General features: G+C 62.7%; 23 protein-coding genes. 9 read left to right on the top strand and 14 right to left on the bottom strand.

Annotated elements, in window-relative coordinates:
• Window positions 1-2: 2 nt before the first annotated feature.
• Complete coding sequence (locus ACYHH6_RS19300) at window positions 3-2,132, bottom strand: pseudouridine synthase (protein WP_352590376.1); 2,130 nt, start codon at window positions 2,130-2,132, stop codon at window positions 3-5.
• Window positions 2,133-2,312: 180 nt separating this feature from the next.
• Here ACYHH6_RS19300 and ACYHH6_RS19295 point away from each other — a divergent pair, with 180 nt between their 5' ends.
• Window positions 2,313-2,765, top strand: coding sequence for a nucleoside deaminase (locus ACYHH6_RS19295; RefSeq protein WP_352590373.1), 453 nt, complete (start codon window positions 2,313-2,315; stop codon window positions 2,763-2,765).
• A gap of 27 nt (window positions 2,766-2,792) precedes the next feature.
• Here the strand turns inward: ACYHH6_RS19295 and ACYHH6_RS19290 are convergent, their stop codons facing one another.
• The 4 genes from ACYHH6_RS19290 to ACYHH6_RS19275 form a co-directional block, all read right to left on the bottom strand.
• The gene (locus tag ACYHH6_RS19290) at window positions 2,793-3,476 is read right to left on the bottom strand and encodes a hypothetical protein (protein ID WP_352590370.1); all 684 of its coding nucleotides are present in this window, start codon (window positions 3,474-3,476) and stop codon (window positions 2,793-2,795) included.
• A gap of 199 nt (window positions 3,477-3,675) precedes the next feature.
• Complete coding sequence (ileS, locus tag ACYHH6_RS19285) at window positions 3,676-6,651, bottom strand: isoleucine--tRNA ligase (protein ID WP_352590367.1); 2,976 nt, start codon at window positions 6,649-6,651, stop codon at window positions 3,676-3,678.
• Between the two features lie 285 nt (window positions 6,652-6,936).
• Entirely contained in the window at window positions 6,937-7,740 is an 804-nt protein-coding gene (locus tag ACYHH6_RS19280; protein ID WP_352590364.1) for a MipA/OmpV family protein, read from the bottom strand.
• A 177-nt stretch (window positions 7,741-7,917) separates the two neighbouring features.
• Window positions 7,918-8,808 carry a LysR family transcriptional regulator gene (locus ACYHH6_RS19275; protein WP_352590361.1) on the bottom strand — a complete coding sequence of 297 codons (891 nt, stop codon included), beginning with the start codon at window positions 8,806-8,808 and terminating at the stop codon, window positions 7,918-7,920.
• Window positions 8,809-8,916: 108 nt separating this feature from the next.
• Here ACYHH6_RS19275 and ACYHH6_RS19270 point away from each other — a divergent pair, with 108 nt between their 5' ends.
• The 4 genes from ACYHH6_RS19270 (at window position 8,917) to ACYHH6_RS19255 (ending at window position 12,354) form a co-directional block, all read left to right on the top strand.
• Window positions 8,917-10,080, top strand: coding sequence for an aldo/keto reductase (locus tag ACYHH6_RS19270; protein WP_352590358.1), 1,164 nt, complete (start codon window positions 8,917-8,919; stop codon window positions 10,078-10,080).
• A 38-nt stretch (window positions 10,081-10,118) separates the two neighbouring features.
• Window positions 10,119-11,108 (top strand): aldo/keto reductase, encoded by a 990-nt coding sequence (locus ACYHH6_RS19265; RefSeq protein WP_352590355.1) that lies wholly within the window; start codon window positions 10,119-10,121, stop codon window positions 11,106-11,108.
• A 53-nt stretch (window positions 11,109-11,161) separates the two neighbouring features.
• Window positions 11,162-11,713, top strand: a complete 552-nt coding sequence (locus ACYHH6_RS19260) for a flavodoxin (RefSeq protein ID WP_352590352.1) — start codon at window positions 11,162-11,164, stop codon at window positions 11,711-11,713.
• 86 nt (window positions 11,714-11,799) lie between these two features.
• Window positions 11,800-12,354: an HdeD family acid-resistance protein gene (locus ACYHH6_RS19255; protein WP_112564910.1), complete on the top strand. Its 555-nt coding sequence runs from the start codon at window positions 11,800-11,802 to the stop codon at window positions 12,352-12,354.
• A 12-nt stretch (window positions 12,355-12,366) separates the two neighbouring features.
• Here the strand turns inward: ACYHH6_RS19255 and ACYHH6_RS19250 are convergent, their stop codons facing one another.
• The 3 genes from ACYHH6_RS19250 to ACYHH6_RS19240 form a co-directional block, all read right to left on the bottom strand.
• Entirely contained in the window at window positions 12,367-13,350 is a 984-nt protein-coding gene (locus tag ACYHH6_RS19250) for a bifunctional riboflavin kinase/FAD synthetase (protein ID WP_352590349.1), read from the bottom strand.
• Between the two features lie 10 nt (window positions 13,351-13,360).
• Window positions 13,361-14,221 carry a TIGR01459 family HAD-type hydrolase gene (locus tag ACYHH6_RS19245; protein WP_352590346.1) on the bottom strand — a complete coding sequence of 287 codons (861 nt, stop codon included), beginning with the start codon at window positions 14,219-14,221 and terminating at the stop codon, window positions 13,361-13,363.
• Between the two features lie 376 nt (window positions 14,222-14,597).
• On the bottom strand, window positions 14,598-14,816 hold the full coding sequence (locus tag ACYHH6_RS19240) for a hypothetical protein (protein WP_352590344.1): 219 nt from the start codon (window positions 14,814-14,816) through the stop codon (window positions 14,598-14,600).
• Between ACYHH6_RS19240 and ACYHH6_RS19235 the strand changes: the two genes are divergently transcribed.
• The 3 genes from ACYHH6_RS19235 (at window position 14,791) to ACYHH6_RS19225 (ending at window position 18,806) form a co-directional block, all read left to right on the top strand.
• Window positions 14,791-15,801: a hypothetical protein gene (locus tag ACYHH6_RS19235; protein ID WP_352590341.1), complete on the top strand. Its 1,011-nt coding sequence runs from the start codon at window positions 14,791-14,793 to the stop codon at window positions 15,799-15,801. The genes ACYHH6_RS19240 and ACYHH6_RS19235 overlap by 26 nt on opposite strands.
• 257 nt (window positions 15,802-16,058) lie before the next feature.
• Window positions 16,059-18,020 (top strand): pilus assembly protein TadG-related protein, encoded by a 1,962-nt coding sequence (locus tag ACYHH6_RS19230; RefSeq protein ID WP_352590338.1) that lies wholly within the window; start codon window positions 16,059-16,061, stop codon window positions 18,018-18,020.
• 153 nt (window positions 18,021-18,173) lie between these two features.
• Window positions 18,174-18,806, top strand: coding sequence for a LysE family translocator (locus ACYHH6_RS19225; RefSeq protein ID WP_352590336.1), 633 nt, complete (start codon window positions 18,174-18,176; stop codon window positions 18,804-18,806).
• A 38-nt stretch (window positions 18,807-18,844) separates the two neighbouring features.
• Here ACYHH6_RS19225 and ACYHH6_RS19220 read toward each other — a convergent pair whose 3' ends face one another.
• From ACYHH6_RS19220 to ACYHH6_RS19205, 4 genes are all read right to left on the bottom strand, one after another.
• A complete protein-coding gene (locus ACYHH6_RS19220) occupies window positions 18,845-19,711 on the bottom strand; it encodes a dienelactone hydrolase family protein (protein WP_488500459.1) in 867 nt (288 codons plus the stop codon).
• Between the two features lie 52 nt (window positions 19,712-19,763).
• The gene (locus tag ACYHH6_RS19215; protein WP_352590411.1) at window positions 19,764-20,588 is read right to left on the bottom strand and encodes a DUF2189 domain-containing protein; all 825 of its coding nucleotides are present in this window, start codon (window positions 20,586-20,588) and stop codon (window positions 19,764-19,766) included.
• Between the two features lie 138 nt (window positions 20,589-20,726).
• Complete coding sequence (locus ACYHH6_RS19210; protein WP_352590330.1) at window positions 20,727-21,143, bottom strand: GNAT family N-acetyltransferase; 417 nt, start codon at window positions 21,141-21,143, stop codon at window positions 20,727-20,729.
• Window positions 21,140-21,361, bottom strand: coding sequence for a GNAT family N-acetyltransferase (locus ACYHH6_RS19205; protein WP_352590327.1), 222 nt, complete (start codon window positions 21,359-21,361; stop codon window positions 21,140-21,142). The genes ACYHH6_RS19210 and ACYHH6_RS19205 overlap by 4 nt, the downstream gene beginning before the upstream one ends.
• A gap of 178 nt (window positions 21,362-21,539) precedes the next feature.
• On the opposite strand from ACYHH6_RS19205, the gene ACYHH6_RS19200 reads away from it, so the two are divergent.
• A complete protein-coding gene (locus ACYHH6_RS19200; RefSeq protein WP_352590408.1) occupies window positions 21,540-21,998 on the top strand; it encodes a CAP domain-containing protein in 459 nt (152 codons plus the stop codon).
• 30 nt (window positions 21,999-22,028) lie between these two features.
• Here the strand turns inward: ACYHH6_RS19200 and ACYHH6_RS19195 are convergent, their stop codons facing one another.
• Window positions 22,029-24,707: an EAL domain-containing protein gene (locus tag ACYHH6_RS19195; protein WP_352590324.1), complete on the bottom strand. Its 2,679-nt coding sequence runs from the start codon at window positions 24,705-24,707 to the stop codon at window positions 22,029-22,031.
• 298 nt (window positions 24,708-25,005) lie between these two features.
• Window positions 25,006-26,541, bottom strand: coding sequence for a DHA2 family efflux MFS transporter permease subunit (locus ACYHH6_RS19190; protein ID WP_352590321.1), 1,536 nt, complete (start codon window positions 26,539-26,541; stop codon window positions 25,006-25,008).
• Window positions 26,542-26,720 lie beyond the last annotated feature (179 nt).

The raw sequence follows: 26,720 nt of genomic DNA, 5'->3' as shown, positions 1-26,720 counted from the left end.
TCTCATCTGGTCCGGGGACCCTTGGGACCATTGCGCGGCCGCTCACCGCCGCGACCGCCATCCGGACGCTCGCCGCGCGGCTTGCCGCCACCCGGCTTGCCATAGGCCGGCTTGCCATAGGCCGGCTTGAACGAGGCCTTGCGCGCTTTGGCGTCGGCCGCCTTGGCGGCATCGGCTTCCGCCCTGCCCTTGCCGATCGGGCGCGCGCCCGGCGCCATCCAGACATTGGCCTTGCGCTGGCCCGGCGGCTCGATCGGCCGCTGCTCGCGCTCAGGTTTTTTGCCGCCACGCGGTTTGTCACCAAAGGCGCCACGGGGTTTGTCACCGAAGCCACTGCGCGGTTTGTCGCCGAAATCGCCACGTGGCTTTTCGCGAAACTCGCTGCGCTCGGGCCGCGCGCCTCGTTCGCCAAAGCTCTTTGCTGGCGCAGCGCCTCTTTCGGGGCTGGTCGACAGCTTGCCCAGCGCCTCGTCGCGGCTGCCCTCGCGGCGCTTGCGGTTCTTGATCAGACCGCCCTCGCCGATCGGCCGGCGGTCGCCCTCGCGGGTGAATTTCGGCCGTTCGGGCTCCACTTCGCGCTCACGCCGCACCGGCTGGTTGGAGAACGGCTTGGTGATCTCGGCGTCGAAATTGGCGCCGGAATCCTCGATCAGGCGTTCGCCGAGCTGGTCACGCAAGACGCGGCCCTTGATCTCCAGCACATGGCCTTCGGCGAGGTCGTCGAGCTGGAACGGCCCGTAGGAGATGCGGATCAGCCGCGTCACGTCGAGGCCGAGCGAACCAAGGATGTTCTTCACTTCCCGATTCTTGCCTTCGCGCAGGCCGATCGTCAGCCAGGCATTGGTGCCTTGCTCACGGTCGAGCGTCGCCTCGATGGCGCCGTAGAAGACGCCGTCGACGGCAATGCCTTCACGCAGCCCCGCCAGCATGCTTTCCTCGACCTTGCCATGAACACGCACGCGGTAACGGCGCAGCCAGCCGGTGGCAGGCAGTTCGAGCACGCGCGACAGACCGCCATCATTGGTGAGCAGCAGCAGGCCTTCGGTGTTGATGTCGAGCCGGCCGATGGTCATCAGCCGCGGCAATTCGGCCGGCAGCACGTCGAACACGGTCTTGCGTCCCTCGGGGTCGCGGTTGGTGGTGACGACCCCGGCCGGCTTGTGAAACAGGAACAGCCTTGTGCGCTCGATCGGCGGGATTTCCATGCCGTCGAGATGGATGATGTCGCCGGGCATGACGTTGAAGGCCGGCGAGGTCAAAGCCCGGTTGTTGACCTTGACGCGGCCGGCCGCGATCAGATCCTCGGCATCGCGTCGCGAAGCCAGTCCGGCGCGGGCCAGCCGCTTGGCGATGCGCTCGCCGGCTTCTTCCGTCTCCACGGCGCGCGGTCTCGGCTTGAAGCCGCTGCCGGATGCGCCTTGCGGCCGGTCACCACCGAAATCGCGCTTGGGGCGATCCACGAAATCACGCTTGGGCCGATCTCCGGCGTCGCGCTGCGGACGATCGCCGAAATCGCGCTTTGGCCGGTCGAAACGGTTTTCGCCTTCGGCGGCAGCAGGCCGATCACCGCGCGGCGCGTAGGGCTTGCGCGGACCTTCGCGCTTTTCATAGGGCTTGCCTTCGGGACGCGGCCCCTTGCTGAACGGCCGGTCGCCGCTCTTGAAGTCGCGCTTCGGCCGCTCGCCATCGGCCGCCATCGGCCGGTCGCCACGCGGCGCATAGGGCTTGCGCGGCCCTTCGCGCTTTTCGAAAGGCCTGCCTTCCGGGCGCGGACCCTTGCTGAACGGCCGGTCGCCGCTCTTGAAATCCCGCTTCGGCCGCTCGCCATCGGCTGCCATCGGCCGGTCGCCGCGCGGTGCGTAAGGTTTGCGCGGACCTTCGCGCTTTTCGAACGACTTGCCTTCGGGACGCGGCCCCTTGCTGAATGGCCGGTCGCCGCTCTTGAAGTCGCGCTTCGGCCGCTCGCCTTCAGCCGCTGCCGGCCGGGCACCACGTGGCGCATAAGGTTTCTTGGCCCCGAAGGAAGGCTTGCCGCCTTTGCTGGCGGCGCCATCACGGCGCGGCCCCGCGGCTCTCGGACCGCTTTTGCCCGGGCCTTTGTGGCGCGGGGATTTCTTGTCGTTGTCGTCCATGTGGCCTTTGTCCGTTTGCGCTGCTACAGCGTGGCGCATCCTTTGGGGCGCGCAACGAACGCTATAGCACTTTGATGTGGCGCATGATCATTTCCGAAAATCTGTTCCGATGTTCGGGTTGACGCGCTCCATAACAGGATCACAGCTAAGTGGCGAGGAGATAATCAGGATGCAAACCGCGTGAAGCGGCCGGATTTCATGGCGCTGGCGCTGAAAGAGGCGCAAGCCGCCGCCTTGCGCGGCGAAGTTCCCGTCGGCGCCGTCATCGTCAGCGGCGACACCGTGGTGGCATCCGCCGGCAACCGTACCCGTGAACTTGCCGATCCGACGGCGCATGCCGAAATGCTGGCGATCCGCACGGCCTGCCAGAAGCTCTCCAGCGAGCGGCTGACCGGGCACGACCTCTATGTGACGCTGGAGCCCTGCGCCATGTGCGCCGGCGCCATTTCCTTCGCCAGGCTGCGCCGGCTCTATTTCGGCGCGGCCGACGAGAAGGGCGGCGCGGTGGTCAACGGCGTGCGCTTCTTCGCCTCACCCACCTGCCACCATACGCCCGATATCTATCCGGGCATGGCCGAAGCCGATGCGGCCTTGCTGCTCAAGGAATTCTTTCGGGAAAGGCGCGAACCGTAGAGCCTTCAACTGGGAAGGCGACGCTTCTTACCAGGAGGGCAGCCAGTCGAAGAGCCCGCCGCTCTTGCTCTTGGCGGCTGCCTCTTTCTTGAGGCGGCGTTCCTTCTTGTATTCATCCTCGCCGAGTTCGCCCTGCGGCGCGGTGTCGGCGGCGGCGCGGTAGGCCAGAGGCGGCTCGCTCAGATATTTGCGCGTGGTGGGATCGCCCTGCTTGCCCTCTGCCGTACGGCGCTGGATTTCGGCGGCGCGGCCCTTGTCCGAATCCGCCGGCGACCAGCGCGGCGGGTGGCTCGAGGCCGAATCCGCCATCGCCTTCTTTACAGAAGCCGGATCGGTCTGCACATCATCGACAATCTGCGACTGATAGGACGGATCATCCTGGTGGGCGGTGGCGTCGGCACGCAGGCGGGCGCGGCGCTGCTCGGGCGATTCGGGCCAATCAGTGCTCGCCGTCTCGATGCTTTCCTGCGGCGCCGGCAGCGCTTCCTTTTGCCCCGGCGCGGGCTTCACCAGCTCCGGGCGCGGCTTGTAGTCGATCTGTTGCTTGCGCTTCGGCGAGATTGAAAAGGCACCCGAAAGGTCGCCCGCAAGCTGCTCGCCAGCCGTCTTGTCGGTGCCGTAGGTGGGCGAACCCATGCAGCCGGACAGAGCGAGGCCGGACGCGACAAGCGGCGCCAGCAGCGCAACGCGCACGGAAGTTCTGTCGGTCATGCCAAAAAGTCCCACTCTAGACAGCCTCTCGATCGTCACCGGCCAAAGGTCCGGTCCCCATCGTCCACGCTCTTGCGACGGAAATCCGGCGACAATTTGTCTTCCGGAGTTTCGCGTGTTTACCTCAACCACTCGTTAAGGGCAACGCGCGGGCGGTTTTCGCCCACCCGGCGTGGCCTTTGTGCACCGGCTTATGGACTCACAAACGTCCCAGAGCCTGCAGCTCGTGCAGCACCGCGGCATCGCGGGCCGAAACGTCGGGGAATTCGGCATCCTGCCCGACATCGGCCGTATAGCGCCACGAGCGCGCGCATTTGACCAAGCCGCGGTCCTCGGCCTTTTCGACCACGACGGCGACACCTTTGACATCGTCGAGCGCAAAGGCGCCTTCCGGCGCCTTGCCATGGGCGATGACGAGATCGCTGGTAATCGCCATTTCGGCCATGTCGACATCGGCGATTGCAGCTTCAAGCGCGGCATCGTCGAGAGTCACGACCGGTACCGCTTCCAGCGATGAGCCGATGACCTTCTGGGCCCTGGCGATCTCGAGGGCGCCGGTGACGACACGGCGGACCTGCCGCACCTTGCGCCATTTCTCCGCCAGCGCCTCGTTCTTCCAGTTGGCCGGAATCTCAGGGAACTGGTCGAGATGCAACGAAACGGCATCGGGATGACGGTCGAGCCAGGCTTCTTCCATGGTGAAAGGCAGCATCGGCGCCAGCCATTTCACCAGGCAGTCGAAGAGGTGGCGCACCACCTGCACCGAGGCCTTGCGCTTCACGCTGGCAGGTCCGTCGCAATAGAGTGCGTCCTTCCTGATGTCGAAATAGAAGGCCGACAGCTCGACCACCATGAAGTCGAGCAAAGTGCGGGTTATGCGCTTGAACTCGAACGCGTCGTAGCCCGAGCGCACGACCTCATCCAGCTCAGCCAGCCGGTGCAGCATCAGCCGCTCCAGTTCCGGCATCTTTTCCAGCGGCACCTCCTCGCCATCGTCATGGGCCAGCGTACCCAGCATCCAGCGGATGGTGTTGCGGAGCTTGCGGTAGGCGTCGATGTTGGTCTGCAGCACGTTCTTGCCGAGCCGCTGGTCTTCCCAATAGTCTGTCGTCACCACCCACAGCCGCAGGATATCGGCGCCGGACTGCTTGATGACGTCCTGCGGCACGACGGTGTTGCCGAGGGACTTCGACATCTTGCGGCCCTCCTCATCCATGGTGAAGCCATGGGTGACGACGGTGTCGTAGGGCGCCCTGCCCCTGGTGCCGCAGCTTTCGAGCAGCGAGGAGTGGAACCAGCCGCGATGCTGGTCGGAGCCTTCGAGATAGACGTCGGCCGGCCATTTCAGGTCCGGACGGTCCTCCAGCGTGAAGACATGCGTCGAGCCCGAATCGAACCAGACGTCGAGGATGTCCATCACCTGCTTCCATTTGGAGGCATCGTGATTACCGAGGAAGCGCTCCTTGGCGCCGGCCGCGAACCAGGCGTCGGCGCCTTCCTGTTCGAAAGCATACATGATGCGCTGGTTGACCGCTTCGTCCTTCAGCACGTTACCGTCCTCGTCGGCAAAGACGGCGATGGGCACGCCCCAGGCGCGCTGGCGCGACAGCACCCAGTCGGGGCGCTCCTCGATCATGGCGCGGATGCGGTTCTGGCCGGCCGCCGGCACGAAGCGCGTGTCGTCTATGGCCTTCAGCGCCCGGCTGCGCAGCGTCGTGCCGTCGCCGAGGTCCTTGTCCATGTAGACGAACCATTGCGGCGTGTTGCGGAAGATGATCGGCTTCTTCGAACGCCAGGAATGCGGATAGGAGTGCTTGAGCCGGCCTCGCGCGAACAGCGCGTTGCGCTTGATCAACTCGTCGATGACCGCCTGGTTGGCATTGCCCTTCTTGCCGTTGTCGTCGAGGACGCGCGCGGCGCCGCCCTCGCGGTCCGGGCCGAAGCCCGGCGCGTCCTTGGTGAAGAAGCCGCCATCGTCGACGGGAAACGGGATCGCGGTGTCGATACCGCGCTTGAGCAGCTCGGCCACCGCATCCGTCCAGGCGTCGAAGTCCTCTCGGCCGTGGCTGGGCGCGGTGTGGACGAAACCCGTGCCGGCGTCGTCGGTGACATGGTCGCCGGCGATCATTGGCACGGGGAATTCATAGCCGCCGCCCAGCCCCCTGAAAGGATGCGAAAGCGTAAGGCTTGCAAACTGTTCGCTTGAGACGCTGTGAAGCCGAGTCAACGTGACCTTGGCTTTTGCCGCCGCGTCCTCGGCCAGCGCATCGGCGAAGATCAGCTTCTCGCCGGGCTGCGGGCCGAAGGCATTCTCGGCCGCCGTCACCGTGTAGAGGCCATAGGCGACGCGCGGCGAATAGCTGACGGCGCGGTTGCCGGGCAGCGTCCAGGGCGTCGTTGTCCAGATGACGACATGGGCCTCGAGCAGGTCAAGCGAGGATTCCGACAGCGCCGCTGCCTGCGCGTCCTCGGTGCCGGTGACCGGGCGAGCAAGGCTGGCGACCGGGAATTTCACCCAGATCGTATCGCTCTCATAGTCCTGGTATTCGACCTCGGCCTCGGCCAGAGCGGTGCGCTCGACCACACTCCACATCACCGGCTTGGAGCCGCGATAGAGCTGGCCCGACATTGCGAATTTCAACAGCTCGCCGGCGATGCGCGACTCCGCGTGGAAAGCCATCGTCGTATAGGGGTTCTTGAAGTCGCCGACGACGCCGAGGCGCTGGAACTCGCCGCCCTGGACCGAGATCCAGTGCGCGGCGAAGTCGCGGCATTCCTTGCGGAATTCATTGACCGGCACCTCGTCCTTGTTCTTGCCCTTGGCGCGGTACTGCTCCTCGATCTTCCATTCGATCGGCAGGCCGTGGCAGTCCCAGCCCGGCACATAGTTGGCGTCGTAGCCACGCATCTGGAACGAGCGGGTGATGACGTCCTTCAGGATCTTGTTCAGCGCATGGCCGATATGGATGTTGCCGTTGGCGTAGGGCGGACCGTCATGCAGCACGTATTTTTCGCGGCCGGCGGCCTTCTCGCGCAGCTTGCGATAAAGGTCCATGTCCTGCCAGCGCTTGACCAGCAGCGGCTCTTTCTCCGGCAAGCCGGCGCGCATCGGGAAATCCGTCTGCGGCAGATAAAGCGTCTTGGAATAGTCGATCGTTTCAACGGTGTCTGTCATTTGGTCTGCCATGTGCATTGCCCGGCGGCATCGAAGCTCGGGCGTGAAGTCTTCGGTTGACGCATATCATTTTCCCAAAAACCGGACCCACTTTTGGGCGATATGCGTTGATGTTCTGGAAAAAGCGCGAGGGGGCGCGCAGAAACTCCCGGCGGCTCCGGCGGCGCTCAGGCCACCCGGAACACCGGGCCTGTAATTCGTATCGCGATCGCGAAAAGGCGCGAAAAGCTGGTCATGGCTGGGCTTTTAGCCGAAGCCACGGCAGGAATAAAGCGCGGAAATCGCCTACATTGAAAAGTTGAAACGGTAGGTGGTCGAGACACCGACGGTGAACTGGTCGCGCTGGCCGCGCTCCTTGACCAGGCTGGAATCGGCGGCAGGGCCCCTCAGGTGCGCATATTCGCCGAACAGGCTGGCGGTCATCGGCTCCGTCACCTTCCAGGTGATGGCACCGCCGAGGCCGGTTGATTTCAGGCCGCCGCCGGGATGGTATTCGCTGAGGCCCGATGCCGCGGCCTCCTTGGCGTTGACGCCGTAATAGGAGTCGAAATAGCCCGACGAGGCGAACGACACGCGCGGGCCGCCCGAAATCCTGACCGTCGGCGTCACATCGTAAAACGCATCGGCGGCGATGTCGGCGACAAAGCCGTCATGGGCACGGATGCCGTGGCGCAGTTCGGCGCGGGCGCGCAGCCAGTCCGTCGGGTAGAATTCGAAGAAACCGCCGACCTCGCCGCCCCAGCGCACCGGGTCGAGGCCTTTCAGCTCATCCTTGCTGCTGCGCGAAAACAGGAACTTTCCGGTCAGGCCGGCGCGGACGCCGCCATCGTCGACCAATGCCAGCGAAATATTGTCATTGCGCGAGGTGAAGCGGGCGGCGGGGCCGACCTTGCCCAGTGAGATGATCGGCGTGGCGCTGAGCAGAAGACTGTTGGAGCCCTCGAATTTCGGCGCGACCATGCCGGTGGCGCCAAGCGTCAGATACCAGTCGCCCGACAGCCAGCCGAAGGTGCCCTCGCCCGCGTTGGCTGTGGACACGGTCAGCAGCCCGGAGACGAGAAGCAGCGGAATCGTCCTGACAATACGCATCATCACCCCATACGCGAAACAAAACGGAGAGAACACCGGGCAGCGCCAAAAGCCATGGCTCGTGTTCGGTAAAATTTGACTTAAAATCTGTAACATCGCTGCCGGACTGCTTTGATAGGCAGCGAACGATGTGCGGTAATCGCAGCAGGCGGACAAGCCACCGTCCGGCCCGCTTGCTCAACTGCCCCGTTGACGCAGAACGTCTATCAGCAGGGAAAGAGCCGGCGAAGTGTGACGCCGGCTTGGGTAGTACAGATGATAACCTGGAAAGTACGGGCACCATTCCTCCAGCACCCGGATAAGCCGTCCTTCGGCAATGTGCGCAATCACTTGATCCTCAGGCATATAGGCGACCCCCAACCCGTCCAGCGCTGAACTCAGCCGCATGCCAAGATTGTTAAAGACCAGTTGGCCTACGCCACGCACCTTCACCTCGCGGCCGTCCTTTTCGAGCCCCCACGGAAACAGCCCGCCATAAGTCGGCAGCCGCATATTGATGCATTTGTGCGCGGTCAGGTCCTGCGGGGTTTGCGGGACCGGAAAGCGCTCAAAATATTTCGGCGAACCGACCACGGCCATGCGGATGTCCGGCCCGATACGGACAGCCACCATATCCTTCGCCACCTGCTCGCCCATGCGGACGCCGGCGTCATAACCCTCGGCGACAATATCCGTCAGGCCGTAGTCGATGATGATCTCAACCTGGACATCGGGATAGTCCGGCAGGAACCGCTTGAGCGCTGGCTGCAGCACGGAGATAGCCGGGTGCTCACCAGTGGTGATGCGGACCGTTCCGGCCGGTTTCTCACGCAGCTCGTTCAAGGTGGCCAGTTCTGCCTCGATCTCCTCGAACCTTGGGCTCAACGTGCGCAAAAGGCGGCCACCGGCTTCCGTCGGTGCGACACTCCGTGTGGTCCGCGTCAGAAGCCTGAGCCCGATCCGCTCCTCAAGGTTGCGGACGGTCTGACTGAGCGCCGAAGGCGATACCCCTAGTTTGGCTGCCGCGCGGGTGAAGCTCCGTTCCCGTGCGACCATCGCGAATGCGGCAAGGTCGTTGAAATTCTGCATGATGTATTTGTTAGTCCAGCTAACAGGCTCATGCGCATTATAGCAGGTTTTCGCATGATGTCACAGACCCTATCTTCTTGGCAGCAGCAACAGAGAAGGAGATCAGGCATGGAAAACGAGCGAATGTTCAGGATGGGACGCCGCGGGTTTTTGAGCGCAGCAGGAAGTCTCGCAGCGACGCCGCTTCTTTTGGCTGCCGGTTCCCAGGCGCCAGCCCAGGAGACGGCTCAACCGACAGCCGTCAACAGCACTGCTGCACTCAGCGGGCGGCGGAAGCTGGCCTCGCTGGAAGTCTCCAGCCTCGGTATTGGCGTCCAAAACATGAGCCGGACCTATCAGACGACAATCCCGACCCGCCCCGAGATGATCAACATTATCCGGACCGCGTTCGATCGCGGTGTCACGTTCTACGACGCTGCCGAGGCCTACGGCCCGCATGAAGTCGAGCGGATCCTTGGCGAGGGTGTCGCGCCGTTTCGAGACCGCGTGGTGATCACCTCGAAGTTTGGCTGGAACATCGACCTGGAGACAGGCGAGCGGCATCCGGGGCTGAACAGCCGCCCGGACCACATCAAGCTGGCGGTCGAGGGCATGCTCAAGCGCCTGCGCACTGATCGCGTTGATCTGCTCTACCAGCATCGGGTCGACCCGGACGTGCCGATCGAGGATGTTGCCGGCGCCGTGAAGAGTCTTATGGACCAGGGCAAGGTTCTGCATTGGGGACTGTCCGAGATGGGCCTGAGCACCCTCCGCCGCGCTCACTCCGCGCTGCCGGTCACCGCCGTCCAGAGTGAATACTCCATGCTATGGCGCGGGCCTGAAAGCGAAGTGCTTCCGCTTTGCGAGGAACTCGACATTGGCTTCGTCCCGTGGAGCCCGCTCGGCGTGAGCTTCCTGACCGGCGCCATCGACGCCAGAACGCGGTTCGCCGACGGCGACATCCGCAAGATCGAGGGCCGGTTCTCGGCGGAGAACCTGCCGCACAATCTGGCGCTCGTCGAGCTGATCAAGAGCTGGGCCAAGCACAAGCAAGCTACCCCGGCGCAGATCGCGCTCGCGTGGCTGATGGCGCAGAAGCCGTGGATCGTTCCCATACCAGGGACGACGCAGATGCCGCATCTGCTTGAAAACATCGGCGCGGATTCAGTCCGGTTCACGCCGGAGGAACTTGCGGAACTCAATGCCGCGGTCGGCACAATCAAGGTGCAGGGCGCGCGCCTGCCCGACGCCGTGCTCGCCTACTCCGGCGTCGAAGCGCCGGAAAAGAGCTGAGCCGGTAGTTCCACACAACAGTCGCACAGGAGTTCGTAATGAAAAGCAGAACACTTGGCACCCTTCGAGTCTCTGCCCTCGGCCTGGGTTGTATGAGCATGACCTCCGCTTACGGGCCGCCAGCCAACAAGTCGGAAATGGTCGGGCTGATCCGCCTCGCGCACGAGCTGGGCGTGACGCTCTTCGACACCGCCGAGGCCTATGGGCCTTTCGCCAACGAGGAGCTCCTCGGCGAGGCCCTCGCGCCGATCCGCGATCAGGTCGTCATTGCCACCAAATTCGGCTTTGATATCGATCTTGAGACCGGTGCCCGCAGCGGCGGCACCAACAGCCGGCCCGAGCACATCAAGCGTGTCGCGGACGCGAGCCTCAAGCGCCTGAAAACCGACCGCATCGACCTGTTCTACCAGCACAGGGTCGATCCGAACGTTCCGATCGAGGACGTCGCCGGCGCCATCAAGGACCTAATCGCCCAGGGTAAGGTCAGCCATTGGGGGCTTTCGGAGGCGGGCGTCCAGACCATCCGCCGCGCGCACGCAGTCCAGCCGGTCACCGCGGTGCAGAACGAGTACTCGCTGTTCTATCGGGGCGTCGAAGCGGAATTGTTGCCGGTCTGCGACGAGCTCGGCATCGGTTTCGTGCCGTTCAGCCCATTGGGCGCGGGGTTCCTGACCGGAAAGATCGACGAGAATACCAAATTCGACCCGACCGACTTCCGCAACAATGTGCCTCGCTTCTCGCCGGAGGCGCGCAAGGCCAACACGGCTCTGATCGATGTCGTGAGGAGCGTGGCCGAGCGCAAAGGCGCATCGCCAGCCCCGGTCGCGCTCGCTTGGCTGCTCGCCCAGAAGCCCTGGATCGTGCCGATCCCGGGCACCACCAAACGTCACCGTCTTGAGGAGAACCTTGGGGCGGTCGACGTGAGGCTGACCCTGCAAGATCTGCAGGAACTCGCCGACGCGCTGGCGAAGATCGAAGTCCAGGGCGAACGTCTGCCCGAAGCCGCGCTCAAGATGACCGGGCTCTGATCGGGATCTGCACCGTGACCGATGACCAAAAGCCAACCAGGCGGAAGATTCTCATGTCATCCCTGTTGCTGCCGCTCGCGGCCGGGAGTGCATCGGCGGCGCAGACCGAAACCGCACCCCGCTCGGACGGCAAGTCGCTGGTTGCGTTCTTTTCGCGGAGCGGCAACACCCGCGTCATCGCCGGACAGCTTAGCCGGACGCTGCCGGCCGATCTCTTCGAGATCGCGCCAGCGACACCTTACCCGGCCGACTATTTCCAAACCGTCGAGCAAGCGCGGCAGGAGCGGGATCGAAACGACCGGCCGCCGCTCAAAGCGCTGCTTCCGAGCACCGCATCCTATGCGACGGTGTTTCTGGGCTTCCCAATCTGGGGTGAAACCGCGCCGCCCTTGATCCGCACTTTCCTCACGGTCCACGACTTGGCGGGCAAGACTATCATTCCGTTCATCACGCATGGCGGGTTCGGCCTCGGCAACAGCCAGGCCGTTCTGGCCAGCCACGCCCCTCGAGCGCGCCTGATGGAAGGGTTTTCGATGCAGGCTCCGCAAGAACGCCAGACCATCGAGCGTGTCGCCGGATGGCTGGAGACACTCAAGGTCAGGTAGTCGGCCACTCGCTGGACGGCCAAGATCGTTGGCGTTAACCTCCGCAATGCGGTTTGACACTCGTCGAATTCCGAGGAGATGCGGCTATGACCCTGCACGGTGACACCCTGAAAGACGCGATCGGCCGGACACGAGACAAATGGGGGTGGTTCGTCGCGCTCGGCGTGCTGTTGCTCATTTTCGGCGGCATTGCCTTCGGCAATCTGTTTATCGCCACCGTCGCCTCGGTCTATGTCGTTGGCTGGCTGATGCTGATGGCCGGCATCATCGAGATCGTGCATGCCTTCGGGGTGAAGAGCTGGAGCCGCTTCTTCTATTGGCTGCTCAGCGGCCTGCTCTATGCGGTTGCCGGCTTTTTTGCCTTCGACAATCCGCTGCTGGCATCGACGGTGTTGACCTTGTTGCTTGCGGTGGCGCTGGTCGCCTCAGGCGCGCTCAGGGCCTGGGTCGGCTACAGCCACCGGCCCGAAAATGGCTGGGGCTGGGTCGTCGCGGCGGGCCTGATCAGCGTGCTGGCGGGCCTGACCATCGCCATGGGCTGGCCAGTCAACAGCCTGTGGGTGCTCGGCCTGTTCCTGGCCATCGACCTGATCTTCCAGGGCTGGAGCTTCATCGCCCTCGGACTTGCCTTGAAGAGGTAAGCGGCCGGAAGCTCAAAAAGCGATCGCGCTGTCCAGTTGCGACAGCGGCCTGACGTCGGCTAGCAGCGCGCGCGCCTCCGCCTCGTCACGCTTGATTTGCGCTACAAGCGCATCGAGCCCGTCGAACTTCACCTCGGGGCGCAGGAAGCCGAAGAACGAGACTTCGCAGATCTCGCCATAGAGATCGCCGGAAAAGTCGAAGACGAAGGTTTCGAGCAGCGGCGCGCCATTGTCGTCGACGGTCGGGCGGCGGCCGAAGCTGGCCACACCGTTGTAAAGCGTGCCGTCGGCGCGGCGGAAGCGGACGGCATAAATCCCTTCCTTCAGTTCAGCTTCCGAAGAAAGCCTCATGTTGGCTGTCGGGAAGCCTAGCGTGCGGCCGAGCCGCTGGCCGCCGATGACTTCGCTTTCGACGGTGAAGCGGTAGCCGAGCAGGCCGGCGGCCTCGGCGACTTCGCCCTCGCACAACAATGCGCGGATGCGGCTCGACGACACCACCTCGGCTCCTTCGTCGCGAAAAGCGTCGACCAAAGTGACGCCGAAACCGTGGCGCTTGCCTGCCGCCATCAGAAAGGCCGGGCCGCCTTGCCGGTCCTTGCCGAAATGGAAATCGAAGCCGGTGACGGCATGGGTGATGCCGAGGTTCCTTTCCAGCACATCGGTCACGAAAGCCTCGGCCGACAGGCCGGCAAAGGCGCGCGTGAATGGCTGTTCGACGAGTGCTGCAAAGCCCAGATGCGACAACAGCCGCGCCTTCATCGGCGGCGGCGTCAACACGAACAGCGGCATATCGGGTCTGAACACCTTGCGCGGATGCGGTTCGAAGGTCAGCACCAGCGCCGGCACGCCGCGCCGCCCGGCTTCGGCGAGCGCGCGTTCGAGCACGGCCTGGTGGCCGCGGTGAAGGCCGTCGAAATTGCCGATCGCCACCACCCCGCCACGCAAGTGCGCCGGCAGCGGCGCGGTCGCGGAAATATGGTCGAAGGCTGCGCTCATGGAAGCGACCCTACCGCAGTGTCGGAATGACGGCGACCGGCCGGTAGCCGTGCTTTTGCAGAAAGGCTGCAAGCCTGGCAGGGTCCGGCTGCATGGGATCGCCATAGTCGCGCGCGTGAATGCCGCCCGACACGTAAAGCACGTCGATCCCGTTGTCGGCGGCGCCCTTGACGTCGGTCAGCATGCCGTCGCCGATGGCCAGCACCTCCGAGCGCTCGACGTCACGGCCAAGAAGCAAGGCGAGCTCCCGCATTGCTGCGTCATAGACCGGCGCATAGGGTTTTCCGGCAATCAGCGTGCGGCCGCCGAGCTGGGCATAGTCGCGGGCCAATGCCCCGGCGCACCAGATCATGCGCTCGCCGCGCTCGACCACGATGTCGGGGTTGGCGCAGATGAAAGGCAGGTTCCTGGCGCGTAGCCGGCGCAGCAGCTCGGCATAATCCTCAGGTGTTTCCACCTCGTCGTCGAACAGGCCGGTGCAGACGACGCCGGAGGCCTCGAACTCCTCGACGAGATCGACGTCGAGACCGTCATAGAGGGTGAAGTCGCGGTCGGCGCCGATGTGGAAGATTTTTCGCGGGCCTTCGGCGATGAGGTCGCGGGTCACATCACCGGAGGTGACGACACGGTCGTAGGCAGCGGCGGGGACGCCGATCGCATTCATCTGCGCCACCACATCGGCATTGCGGCGTGGTGAATTGGTGATCAGGACAACCGGAACCTTCGCAGAACGCGCAGCGGCAAGCGCCTCGGCGGCCGCCGGGAAATGCCATTCGCCGTTGTGGATCACGCCCCAGACATCGCACAGGATGGCCGAGTAGGCTCCCGACAAATCCGCGAGCGAGCCGATGATGTCAGGCGAATCCGCCATGCCGTTTTCCTGATGTGACGATCGTTGCAAGAGCTGCAGCCGACGGTCCGCCGCAACCGGCCCCGCATTAACCGAAGCGTTTCATCCTGTCACCAGCTTTCGGCGTTTTCGACGCCATCGCGCCACGGCCTGATGGCGATTGCATCTCGATGCAAGCGCCCCTTCCCCGAGCTTCGGTCGATCGAAAAATGTCGCGTCTCCGATCACCAGGGCCGAGTGGTTAACGAGCCTTGAAAGGATGGGCCGATCTTGAACGCATTTCAGCAACCTGAAATTTAACGATTTGTGGGCATCTTCGCGCCGATATTCGATATTTGGATCCTGGCAGGGGTGCTGAAGGCATGATCCGCAGATTTCTACGCGACAGACGCGGCAACTATGCCTTGATTTCACTAATGGGCGGCGTGGCGTGCGTCGCCGCTGGCATAGCGACGACAAGGTTGCAGCGGTTTCGACCGCCTTCAATTGCGTTCATATCCACCAGAAGATTTCGCCAGGCCGGGATTGCCAGAACAACCGGACAATTCCTTCGCTCCAGCGACGGCTCACTGATGCCTTTGGTCGTGATAATGACCATCCCGCTGATCACCGTCATCGGCTTTTCGGTCGACTACACGTCGGCCGTCAACACCAGGGACGGCATGCGCAACGCGCTTGACGCGGGCATATTGACGATCACGACGATGCCGACCGACACATCGAAGGCCGACCGCCAGGTGTTGCTGCAGCAATCCTATACGGCCAATGGCGGCCTCGGCACCGCAACACTCAACACCGTGACGGTCGATGCCTTCGGCACCGCCAGCTTCACCGCATCGGCCAGCTATCCGATGCCGACCGATTTCATGTCGATCGCCGGGATCAAGACGGTGCAGGTCGGCGTGGTCTCGGCGGTGCGCAAGACGCCGGCGCTCGTGCAGACGACCTTCAAGGTGAGCAAGGTGTCGGGCTACTGGGGCAAGACGATGACGCTCTACGGCACCAAGTTCGGCGCCACGACCGCCAAGCCGCTGATGACGATCACCTATGCCTACAACAACTATGGCGACCCGAAAGGCTACGGCACGACCACCGTCAACACCATCACCAACAATGGTGGCGCCGACATATCCACCACGGTGCAGAAGCAGGTGTGCACGACTGCCACCGTGAACAACTTCAACAATCTGCCGACCGGGGCGATCACCCAGACCAGCGGCAGCAAGAAGTATGTGACGACCTGCGTTGACACCATGTTCCCCGCCAATGGCACGGGCGCGGTAATCGACGTCAGCCTGATGAGCTCGCTTTATCTGCAGATGGATGTCCCATCGGGCAAACCGAAGGTGCTGAAATCGAACGATCCGACGACGTCGAACCGGCTCTATGTCGGCCCGAGCACAACCAATATGCCAGAGGTGGCTACCGGAACGACCGTCGACATCTTCACCGCCGTGCCGTGCGGCCAGACGGGCTACCAGGCCTGGGAGGACGGCGGCAACACCGTGCCGGCGCCGGTCACCAACGCCGACTTCTTCTACACAGTGCAGGGCAAGTGCGACTACAACCAGCGGCCGTCTGACACAGTGCTGACGCAGTAGAGTGCTGCCGCACGCATCGCACTGACCTGTCCGCAAGTTCAGGCGGACGACGCGACCACGGGGCTACTCTACTGCCACGATTCTGACTGTGCGCAAACGTCTTCAGTTAGGCCATCAGAGTCAGTTGGCCAGCACATTTGGTTAGCGCTTGGTGAAGCGTTCGGCGCGCAATCGAGCGGTTTCCCAAACCCGTCCTTCAGCGTTTTATGAAAGTGTGGCGGCATTGAAGAATCCGCAGGCGGGGCCGCTTACATCACATGCGCAAATTCTGGCGTGACTTCTGGCGCGACCGGCGCGGCAATTATGCTCTCATGACCGTTCTGGCCATGGTGCCCCTAATGGGCGGCGTGGCGATGGCGGTCGACTTCAGCGGCATGGTCAGCGAGAAGCAGAGAGTGGTCAACGCGCTCGATGCCGCCAACTTCGCCACAGCGCGCCGGCTGGTGGAAGGCGCCACCGACGACCAGTTGCGCGCCTATGCGCTCGACTTCTTCAAGGCAAATCTCAACAACGTCGACCCCGCCAACACGACGCTCGACGTCACGCTGCCCAGCAGCACGACCGGCGGCGGCATCGTCAAGCTTTGTGCAACCCTGGTCTACAAGCCCTATTTCCTGCCGGCAGCTTCGATGTTGATCGGCAGGACGTCAGGCGACATCGACTACTCCGTGTGCTCGCAGGTGCGGTTGAAGAACACGCTGGAAGTGGCCATGGTGCTCGACAATTCGGGCTCGATGTCGACACCCGGCACCGGCTCCGGACAAAAGCGCATCGACCTGCTCAAGCAGGCCGCAAAGCAACTGGTCGACACGCTTGCCTCGCAGGCGGCGATGATCAAGCAGATCGACAAGCCTGTCCAGTTCAGCCTGGTGCCGTTCGCCGCATCGGTCAATGTCGGCGCCAGCAACGACAATGCGTCATGGATCGACGCCTATGGGCTGTCGCCCATCCACAATGAGAACTTCGACTGGTCGACGCTGAATGCCGCCGAAAAATATGCCCAGAAGATCGGTGGCATCTGGTACAAGAAAGGCACCGGCTGGGGCGAGCAGGAAGGCCAGATGCTGACCCGCTTCTCGCTCTACCGTGACATGAAGGTGGTCACCAGCCACGAGCGCATCGTCGGCAGCAAACGCGTGGTCTGCGACAAATACCGTGCCAATCATACATGCTCGGACAGCCACGACGAATACGACTACACCGACACATACGGACCGTTCGCCAGTTGGCAGGGCTGCGTCGAAGTCCGTCCCTATCCCTATAATGTCAACGACGCGCCGGCCTCCGGCGGGCCGAACAACACCGGCACCGGCGTCGGCGACCCCGCGACCATGTTCGTGCCGATGTTTGCGCCCGACGAGCCGGGCAACCACTGGTATATCACGCAGGATCCGGATGAGCCGAAGCCGGTGACCTATGGCGCGGTCAACAGCTGGTGGAACGACGATCCGTCGAGCACCACCGGCAAGACCAGACAGTCCAACATGGCCAAGTATTTCCAGCCGCGGCCGATCAATGCGCCGGTGCTGTCGAAAGGCGCCGGGCCTAATTACAGCTGCACCACGACGCCCATCACCCCGCTGACCGATGTCACCAACGCCGACGGGCTGGCCAAGATCAAGGCTGCGATCGACCTGATGGCACCCAACGGCAACACCAATGTGCCGGAAGGCATGGCGTGGGGCTGGCGCACCGTCTCCAGCACCGAGCCCTTCACCGAAGGACGGCCGGAGACCGAGCGCGGCAACGACAAGGTGGTCATCGTGCTTACCGACGGCGAGAACACCTATTCGACGGTGAGCTCCGACCCGGCCGGCAACAAGTCGACCTATGCCGGCTATGGCTATACCGGCGTCGGCTACAACGGCACCTCGGTCACCCGCCTGTTCGGCGGCACGTCGAGCGCCATCGGCCAGCTCAACTATTCGTCGAGCAACTACACCGCCGCGCTCAACGAGCAGATGGCGACGTTGTGCAACAACGCCAAGGCGGCCAACATCATGGTGATGACGGTGGCGCTCGACATGTCGACGACCGACGCCGGCGACAAGAGCGCGATGGACGCGCTGAAGACGTGTTCGTCCGACTCACGCTTCCGCAAGGATCCGACCGACCCGAGCAAGCCTGCGAAACTGTTCTGGAATGCGACGGGCGCTACGCTGTCGGACAATTTCAAGGAAATCGCCAACGAACTGTCGAACCTGCGCGTGGTGAGCTGAGGCAGAAGCTGCTCATCTCCCCCTCAAGGAGGGAGATCAACAGCGTCGCCGCCCTCTGCAATTTTCAACGCTGGCGCAAAGGCTACCACCATCATGCCCTTGCGGTGAGTGAAGGCGCATGATGAGTATCGTCACCGCTTCCCGGAGACACACATGCCCGAAACCGCCAACCATCTCGCCTTCGCGCTGGTCTGCCTTGGCATGGTGCTGACGCCCGGGCCGAACATGATCTACCTGATCTCGCGCTCACTGTCGCAGGGCCCGAAGGCCGGGCTGATCTCGCTCGGCGGCGTGGCGGTCGGCTTTTTGTTCTATGTCGTATCGGCTGCGCTGGGCATCACCGCACTGCTGCTTGCCGTGCCGTTCGCCTATGACGCGCTGCGTATTGCCGGCGCGCTCTATCTGTTGTGGCTCGCCTGGCAAGCGGTGCGGCCCGGCGGGCGCTCGCCGTTCCAGGTGCGCGAACTGCCGAAGGACAGGCCGCGCAAGCTGTTCGCTATGGGCCTGATGACCAATCTCCTCAACCCCAAGGTGGCGGTGCTCTATCTGTCGCTGCTGCCGCAGTTCATCTCGCTGGGCAAGGGCCATGTGCTGTCGCAGCTTCTGGTGCTCGGCGCCACGCAGATTTCAATCAGCCTGACCGTCAATGCGATCATCGCGGTGACGGCCGGTTCAATCGCCACCTTCCTCGCCGGACGGCCGCTATGGATGGTCATCCAGCGTTGGATGATGGGCACGGTGCTGACGGCGCTCGCCCTGAAGATGGCCACGGAAGCGCAGCGCTGAGGTCGGAGACCCCCCGCTCAAAAGTGAACAGTGAGCTCCTATCCGCTGAAGGCTTGCTTCAGAAACGCGCGGACATCCTTCTCGGATTGCTCGGTCGCAGCCGCATTGTACTCTATCCGGTGACCATACTCCTCAGTGCCGGCCTTCAATCCTCGGGATGTGAATGCGTGCCGAGCGCCCTTGAAGACCTCAAGCTGAACAGCACTTCCCTTGCCACTGCGCTGCGCCATCATCTCCTGGCATTTTTTGGCAGGGGTCCAATCGTCAAGGTCGCCGATCAGGATCAAGGTTGGGACCGTCACGTCGCCATTTGTCGCCGAACAATCCGGATAGTAGGCGATCGCTGCCTTGAACTTGCCCTCGACCAGCCGCTCGGCGCCACCCAATTGCACGGCGTCGAGTGTTGCGATCCCACCAGCGGAGAACCCCATCAACGCAATGCGCTGCCGGTCGACAAAACTGTATTTCGACAGGAACTCCAAGGCACCGTAGGCGTCATAGACGCGATCAACAGAGTGGAGGCCATCACAGGTCTCCTTTATGCCGCGCGTGGTGAAGCTGTCGACAACGAGGACGACGTACCCCCAGGAAGACAGCAGCTCGGACCCGGATTTCCTCAAACTTGGGAATAGACCTGAACATCCGTGGAGAACCACGACAGCCGGGAACGGCCCGTCGCCCGGCGGTCGCGTCAGATAGCCGTTTAATGGCGTGCCGGGAGCTGTCTTTAGTACCTGTCCGTTCTGTTGCGCAATGCGCTGCTGAAACGGCGTCGGCTTCATGGCGGCGCTTTCGAATTGCACCGGCTGGTCGGCGCTTGCAGACGCGGCGTGAACATGGCTGGTTAGGCAGAAGCAAGCGGCAAAGCCGATACCTCTGAGCAATTCCAGGAATCTGCTCATCATGGGTCTCTCTCTTGACTTCTTTGGCCGGCTGCACCGGCCGAGGTTGACGCTCCTACATCGGCCGCCGTGTCTGCTGCGCGCGCTCCGGCTCCACCACCTTGCGATAGAGGTGCCAGGTGGCATGGCCAAGCACCGGCATGACCACGGCGAGCCCGGCAAACAGCGGGATCGAGCCGATCACCAGCAACACTGCGACGAGCAGCCCCCACAGCAGCATCTGCAGCGGATTTGCCATCACCGCGCGCGCCGAGGTCTCGATCGCCGCTACCGCGCCGACGTCGCGGTCGAGCAGCAACGGAAAGGCAACCACCGTCGTCGCCAGCACGATCACCGCAAAGATGAAACCGGCGGCATTGCCGAACACGATCAGCGTCCAGCCTTTGCTGGTCGTCAGCACCTCGCTCAGAAATCCAGCGATCGAAGCCGGCGGCTGATCGCCGAACAGGCTGGTGTAGATCGACTGTGCGGTGAACATCCACAACAGGAACAGCACCAGCAGCATGAAGCCGATGACCGCGATCGACGGCAGCGCCGGCGAGCGGCGCACGTCAAGCGCATGCCGCCAAGAGGTGTTCATGCCGAGTTCGCGCCGGCGGCTGATTTCGTAGAGGCCGATCGCCGCGAACGGGCCGACCAAGGCGAAGCCCGACATCAGCGGATAGATGAGCTGGATGGCGTTGGAGCCGGAGGTCCACCGTGTCAGGATCAGGCCGACGACGGGATAGATCACGCAGAGGAACACGTAGTGCGACGGCTTGGCCCAGAAGTCGTCGAGACCGAGCTTGAACGCATCCCAGAGGTCTGCGGTGGTGATACGGCGCACCGTTGGCTGCACGTGCAGTCCTTGCGCGCCCGCCATGACATGAAAGCCGGCCATACCTTCCTCCCGTGTGTCGGGGGCGGTCATCGCCTGGATGGCCGCCCGCAGCTGCCACTTCAAGAACGCCCGCATCATAGCCGATATCTGGGGAAAAGTCGCCGTGCCGACGGCATTTCCTTCGTCTTCACGCGATTTTCATTGCTCGGCCGGCAGACGCGAATTTTCGCGGGGCCGATCGTCGGCCAGCCGGCCAAACATGCGGAAATCGTGGTAACTGCCCTTGAACCAGCCCTTCTGGCGCAGCGTCCCCTCATAGCGGAAGCCCGCTTTTTCCAGAACCCGGTCCGATCCGCTGTTGCCAGGAAGGGTCCAGGCCTCAATGCGATTGAGGCCGAAAAGCTGGTAACCGCATGTCGCGACGGCAATAACTGCCTCGGTCATCAGGCCTTTCCCCCAGAAATCCGGATGCAGCTCATAGCCAATCTCGCCACATTTGGATTTCCTGGCGAACCAATTGTAGCGGATTGCGCCGACCACCCGCTTCGAAGCGATATCCTCCATGATCCAGCCGCACCCCTTGCCGGTGGGATGCGCCTTGGTCATCCAGTTCATAACCGTTTCAATTGCGCCTTGGTCGGCGCATCCGGCCAATTCGAATAGCGGGAGACATCCGGGATCGACAGGATGTCTCCGAAGGCCTCGGCGTCCTTGGCGGAGGCCGCGCGCAACAGCAGGCGGCTGGTGGATAAAACCGGAAAGACACGGGCAGATGCTGGCATCGGGTTCCTCGGCTCACGCGGCCTTTTAGCGGTCCGGACGATCCGGGACATGCTTTCACTCAACCTGGCGCAACCGGCGGATTCGCCAAGCACCCAGGTTTTTGCTCGCCCTGCCCGGCAAAAGCCATGATCGCCGCTAAGTCAGGCAGGCATGACATCAATCGACACCGCCAATCATGCGCTCTCGCAATCCCGTTCCTGCGAGATCAGGCAAAAACCAAACCGGCGCATGCTGCTGATCGGCCTCGCGGCTATGGCCGCGCTCGCCGCTTGCAGCACCGTTTCGGTGCCGACCGGTGAAGGCGCCGGTGTCTCGTCCTCCGCCACCACGACGCTGGCCGGCATCCGCGCCTCGGCCGGGCTGCCGGCGCTGGTGCCGGACGCACAACTCGAGCAGGCCGCACTCCAGCAGGCCGGCTATATGGCCACCCGCGAACGCATGAGCCACACGACAGGCTGGGGCAAGGATTTCGCGTCGCGGATGAAGGGCAATGGCGTGCGGGGCGCCGCTGCCGAGAACATCGCGGAGGGCCGGTTCGACCAGCAGAAACTGTTCGACATCTGGATGCATTCGGCTGGCCACCGCCACAACATGCTTGATCCGGATTTCAGCCGCTTCGGCCTTGCCTATGTGCGCGACGGACGCGACGGCGCTGTCCGTTACTGGAGCCTGGTGCTGGGAAGGTAAGCGCCTGCGGTTAGCGACGCCAACCCATCGTCAGCCTTTCGCGATGAGCTTGCCGATATCCCCGGCCGACAGCGGTTTGCTGAAATAATTGCCCTGCATTTCGTCGCAATTGTTCTTGCGCAGGAAGGCAACCTGGTCATCCGTCTCGACGCCTTCGGCAAGCACCCTCAGGTTCAGCTTTTGACCCAATGAGATGACGGCATTGGTAACCGCCTGATCGTTCTCGTCGGTCGCGAGGTCGTCGATAAAGGACTTGTCGATCTTCAGCCGCTGCACAGGAAAGGTCTTGAGCGCGCTGAGGCTGGAATAGCCGGTTCCGAAATCGTCGATCGATATCTGCACGCCGAGCCCTTGCAGCCCGTTCATCGTTGCGACCGCCAACTCGAAATCCTGCATGATCAGGCTTTCGGTCACCTCGAGCTCGAGATACCTGGCCTCCAGGCCACTTTCCTTCAATGCGTTGACGACGCGGTCGATCAGGTTCTTCTCCCTGAACTGCCGCGCCGACACGTTGACGCAGACGGTGACGGGCGGCAGACCGGCGCGCTGCCAGGCTTTGTTTTGCCGGCAGGCTTCATGCAGGATCCAGTCGCCGATCGGCACGATCAGCCCGGTCTCCTCGGCGGTCGGGATGAACATCATCGGCGACACCAGGCCTCGCGCCGGGTGGTTCCAGCGTACCAACGCTTCGACGGCCAGGATCTGACCCGACCGCAGATCGACCTGCGGCTGGTAGAGCAGCGCGAATTCCGAACGGGCGAGCGCGTTTCGCAATTCCCCCTGAAGCAGGAATTTTTCGTGTGCGCTTGAGTTGAACTCGGGAGCATAGAACTGGAAATTGTCGCGGCCGAATTCCTTGGCGCGAGACTTGGCGGCATCGGCATTGGCCAACAGCTTGTCCGGGCTCGTCCCATCCTTCGGGTAATTTGCGATACCGATGCTGGCCGTTAATCGCAGGCGGTGCTCGGCGACAAGAACCGGCTCGGCAATCGCATCCCTGATCGTCTGCAGGGTTTCCGAAATGACATCGACATTGGTGGGTTGATCGAACAGGACGATGACAAATTCGTCGCCGCCTACCCGCACGACGGTGTCGGTCGCCTTCACGCATCCAACCAAACGGCTCGCGACAGTCTTGAGCAGCTCGTCGCCGGCATTGTGGCCCAACGTATCGTTCACCAGTTTGAAATTGTCGAGATCGATGAACACCACCGCCACCCAGCGATTGTACCGCTGCGCGTACAGGACCGCCTGGGAAAGCCGATCCTCCAGCAAAGCGCGATTGGGCAGCCCGGTCAGCGCGTCATGGTTGGCCATGAAGTGAATCTGGTCTTCAGCCCGTTTGCGCTCGATCGCGATACCGGCAATGTGGGTGGTGAATTCGATCAGGCGAGTCTCGGCCTCGGTCGGCTCGCGCACACTCATCGAATACATGGCAAAGACGCCCAGCACGACGCCCTGATGCGACAGGATCGGGGTCGACCAGCACGAACGGTAGCCATAGGGCGCCGCGAGGTCGCGGTAATCCTCCCAGAGCGGATCCTGCAGGATGTCGGCGACGATGACCGGTTCGCGCCGGTAGGCGGCGGTTCCGCACGACCCTGTCTTGGGGCCGATGGCAGATCCATCGATGGCGCTCATATAGGCTTTGGCCAGGCTCGGCGCCGCACCGTGCCGCAAATGGATGCCATCCTTGTCGAGCAGCAGGACGGAACCGAAAATCCCCTTCAGTTGCGACTCGACCAGCCGCATGAGGCTGTCGAGCACGTTCTCGAGCGGAGCGCTCGTCGCAATCATCTCCAGGATGTTTGCCTGTCCGCTACGCAGGACATCGGCCTGCTTGCGGGCCGTAATGTCGCGGGCGATGCCGACCAGACCGAAAATTTCGTTTTGAGCATTGCGCAACGGCACCTTGGTCGACGAGAGCCATTTTACGGTGCCCGACGCGTTGACGACGAACTCTTCCGCGTCGATCAAGGGTTGTCCGCTTTCGAGCACCGATTGTTCGACTTGCCGAAACTTCCGCGCAACCTCCGGGGGATGGATATCGAAATCGGTCAAGCCGATCATGTCGGCGGTGTTGTCGCGGCCGCTGTCAGTCGCAAGTGCGCTGTTGACGACGATGAAGCGGCTTTGCGTATCCTTGACCCAGAGATAATTGGGCACCCAGTCGATCAGGGCCTGCAATGAGATGCGCTCGTCGACGATCTGTCGATTGGCGGTGAGATCGGTAATGTCCTCATGCGTGGCTAGCCAGCTGCCGTCGGGCATTGACTGGTTATAAATCTGGATGGTCCGGCCGTCGGGGAGTTTGGCGGTCCAGGTCCTTGGACTCTTGTCTGAATTGACCGATCTCGCCATCGCCAGATAGGCGTCGGTAGCCAGCGCCGCCGTACCGGCAGCGGCGCGGCGCTCGACGATCTCGCTCAGCGTCAGACCTGGCCGCAACTGCTCGGGTGCGAGCCGGTAGATTTCCGCATAACGGCGATTGCTCAGGATCAGCCGCTCATCGCGGTCGAAAAAGCAGATGCCTTGCGAAACGTTTTCGATCACCGTCTCGAAGCGCAGTGCCTGCCCTTCAAGTGCCGTGATCGTCGCCCGCAGCTCGTGCTCCAGCGACCCGTAGGAAACGTCGGCCAGTTTTGCCAACGCGGCCAAGCCGGCAGGCTCAGTCGTTTCGGCGGATTTCCTGGATGATTTCGTAACCAAACAGACCTTCTCCCAGCTGGGTCTGAAAGAACGCAAAAATCATTTATGTGCCATGCGACAGTCTGTTGATCGTGTTGGATATGTACTAGCAGCATATAAACCGAACCGAAATCAGACGCGAAGGTTTCTGGTTACCTGAAGCTTAAACGCCATTTTCAAATCGCCATCGGCGCTACAAAATCGACATTCTCCAATGCCTGGAGAGTTTTGCGATCATCTCGGCATTCGCCCGACCTTGCGTATTCGCGGGCGCGTCCGCGACAACGTCATCTGATATCGACAAATATCGACGCGCGCCTCAATCCATATGTGCTGCCGGCGCCGCGCCAGCAACCGGGGCCGTCTTCGGCTTGCGCAGCAGAAACACAAACGGGATGGCGATCAGCGTCATCATCATCAGTATTTTGAAGTCGTTGACGTAGGAGATCATCATCGACTGGATGTTGACCATGCGATCCATCTGCGAAAGCGCCATCGGGTCGCCACCAGCTGCCGCCGGCGAAAGCGCCCACAGATTGGGGTTGAACGGGTTGATGAAGGCCGACAGCTCGGTGTGATTGACCTGCGTGTTGCGCACCAGGAGAACCGTCACCGCTGACACGCCGATCGAGGAACCCAGATTGCGCACCAGGCTGAACAGCGCCGTGGCGTCGGTGCGGAAGCGCACGTCGAGCGTGGCGAAGGCCACCGTTGACAACGGCACGAACACCATGCCCATGCCCAGCCCCTGGATGACGCCGGAGCTGAGGATCAGCCAATTGTCCATCTGCGGTGTAAAGCCGGCCATGGTGTAGAGCGACTGGGCCGTGAGCAGAAAGCCGATGACGACGAGAATCCTGGCGTCGATCTTGCTCATGAGCCGCCCGACGACAAGCATCGAAATCATCGTGCCGACACCGCGCGGGCCCAAGACGATACCGATGGTGATGGTCGGGTAGCCGAAGATGGTCGACAGCATCGGCGGCAACAGCGACATCGAAGCCAGGATCAGAACGCCCATGACGAAGATGAACGCCAACCCGGTGACGAAATTTTGGTCGAGGAAAATCTTGGGGTCGATGAAAGGACGTTCCGCCGTCACCGTGTGAATGATGAACACCCAGAATCCGGTGATCGAAAGAGCAAGCTCGATCCAGATTTCGACCGAGGAAAACCAGTCGACCTCGCCGCCGCGGTCGAGCAGCAGTTGCAGCGCGCCGACGCCGAGCGAGATCATGGCGAAACCGAAGAAATCGAAGCTGCGCACCCGCTGGGCAACGACCGGCAGATAGGCGGCCATGCCGAGAAAGGCGATGATGCCGACCGGCAAGTTAATGAAGAACACCCAGCGCCAGTTGAAATTCTCGGTCAGCCAGCCGCCCAGCGTCGGGCCGAGGATCGGCCCCAGCATGATGCCGGCGCCCCAGATGGCCATTGCCTGGCCGTGGCGTTCCCTGGGATTGATATCGAGCAGGAAGGTCTGCGATAGCGGCACGATGGCAGCGCCGAACACGCCCTGCATCAGCCGGAAGAACACTATGCTCTCCAGGCTCCAGGCGATGCCGCACAGCATCGAGAACACGGTGAAGCCGACCACCGCCGCCAGGAACAGTTCCTTGCGGCCGAAGCGGTCGGCCAGCCAGCCGGTGACCGGCGTCATGATGGCGGCGGCAACGATGTAGGAGGTCAGCACCCAGTTGATGTTGTCGGGCGAGGCGCCGAGATCACCGGTCATGGTCGGCAGCGCGACATTGGCGATAGTCGTGTCGAGCGCCTGCATAATCGTGGCCAGCATCAACGCCACGGTGATCAGGCCGCGATGCGGCACTTCCTTGAACGGCTCTGGCGTGCTCATGATACGGAACTTCCGACAGGTAACAAAAACGTGTACACTAGGCTTCCGGGCGGCGAGGCCTTCTCTGGTGAAGAGACCCTCATCGCGGTGGGACGCGATCTATCGATGTGGGGGTACATCGACCGAAGGTCTCAACACATCAGGCGCTTGCCGCCCGGAAATCCAAGGACCGAAGGATC

The sequence above is a fragment of the Mesorhizobium sp. P171375 genome (assembly GCF_057786075.1).
Note: the sequence above shows the minus strand (reverse complement) of the source record. Positions and strands in the feature narration are given on the sequence as shown.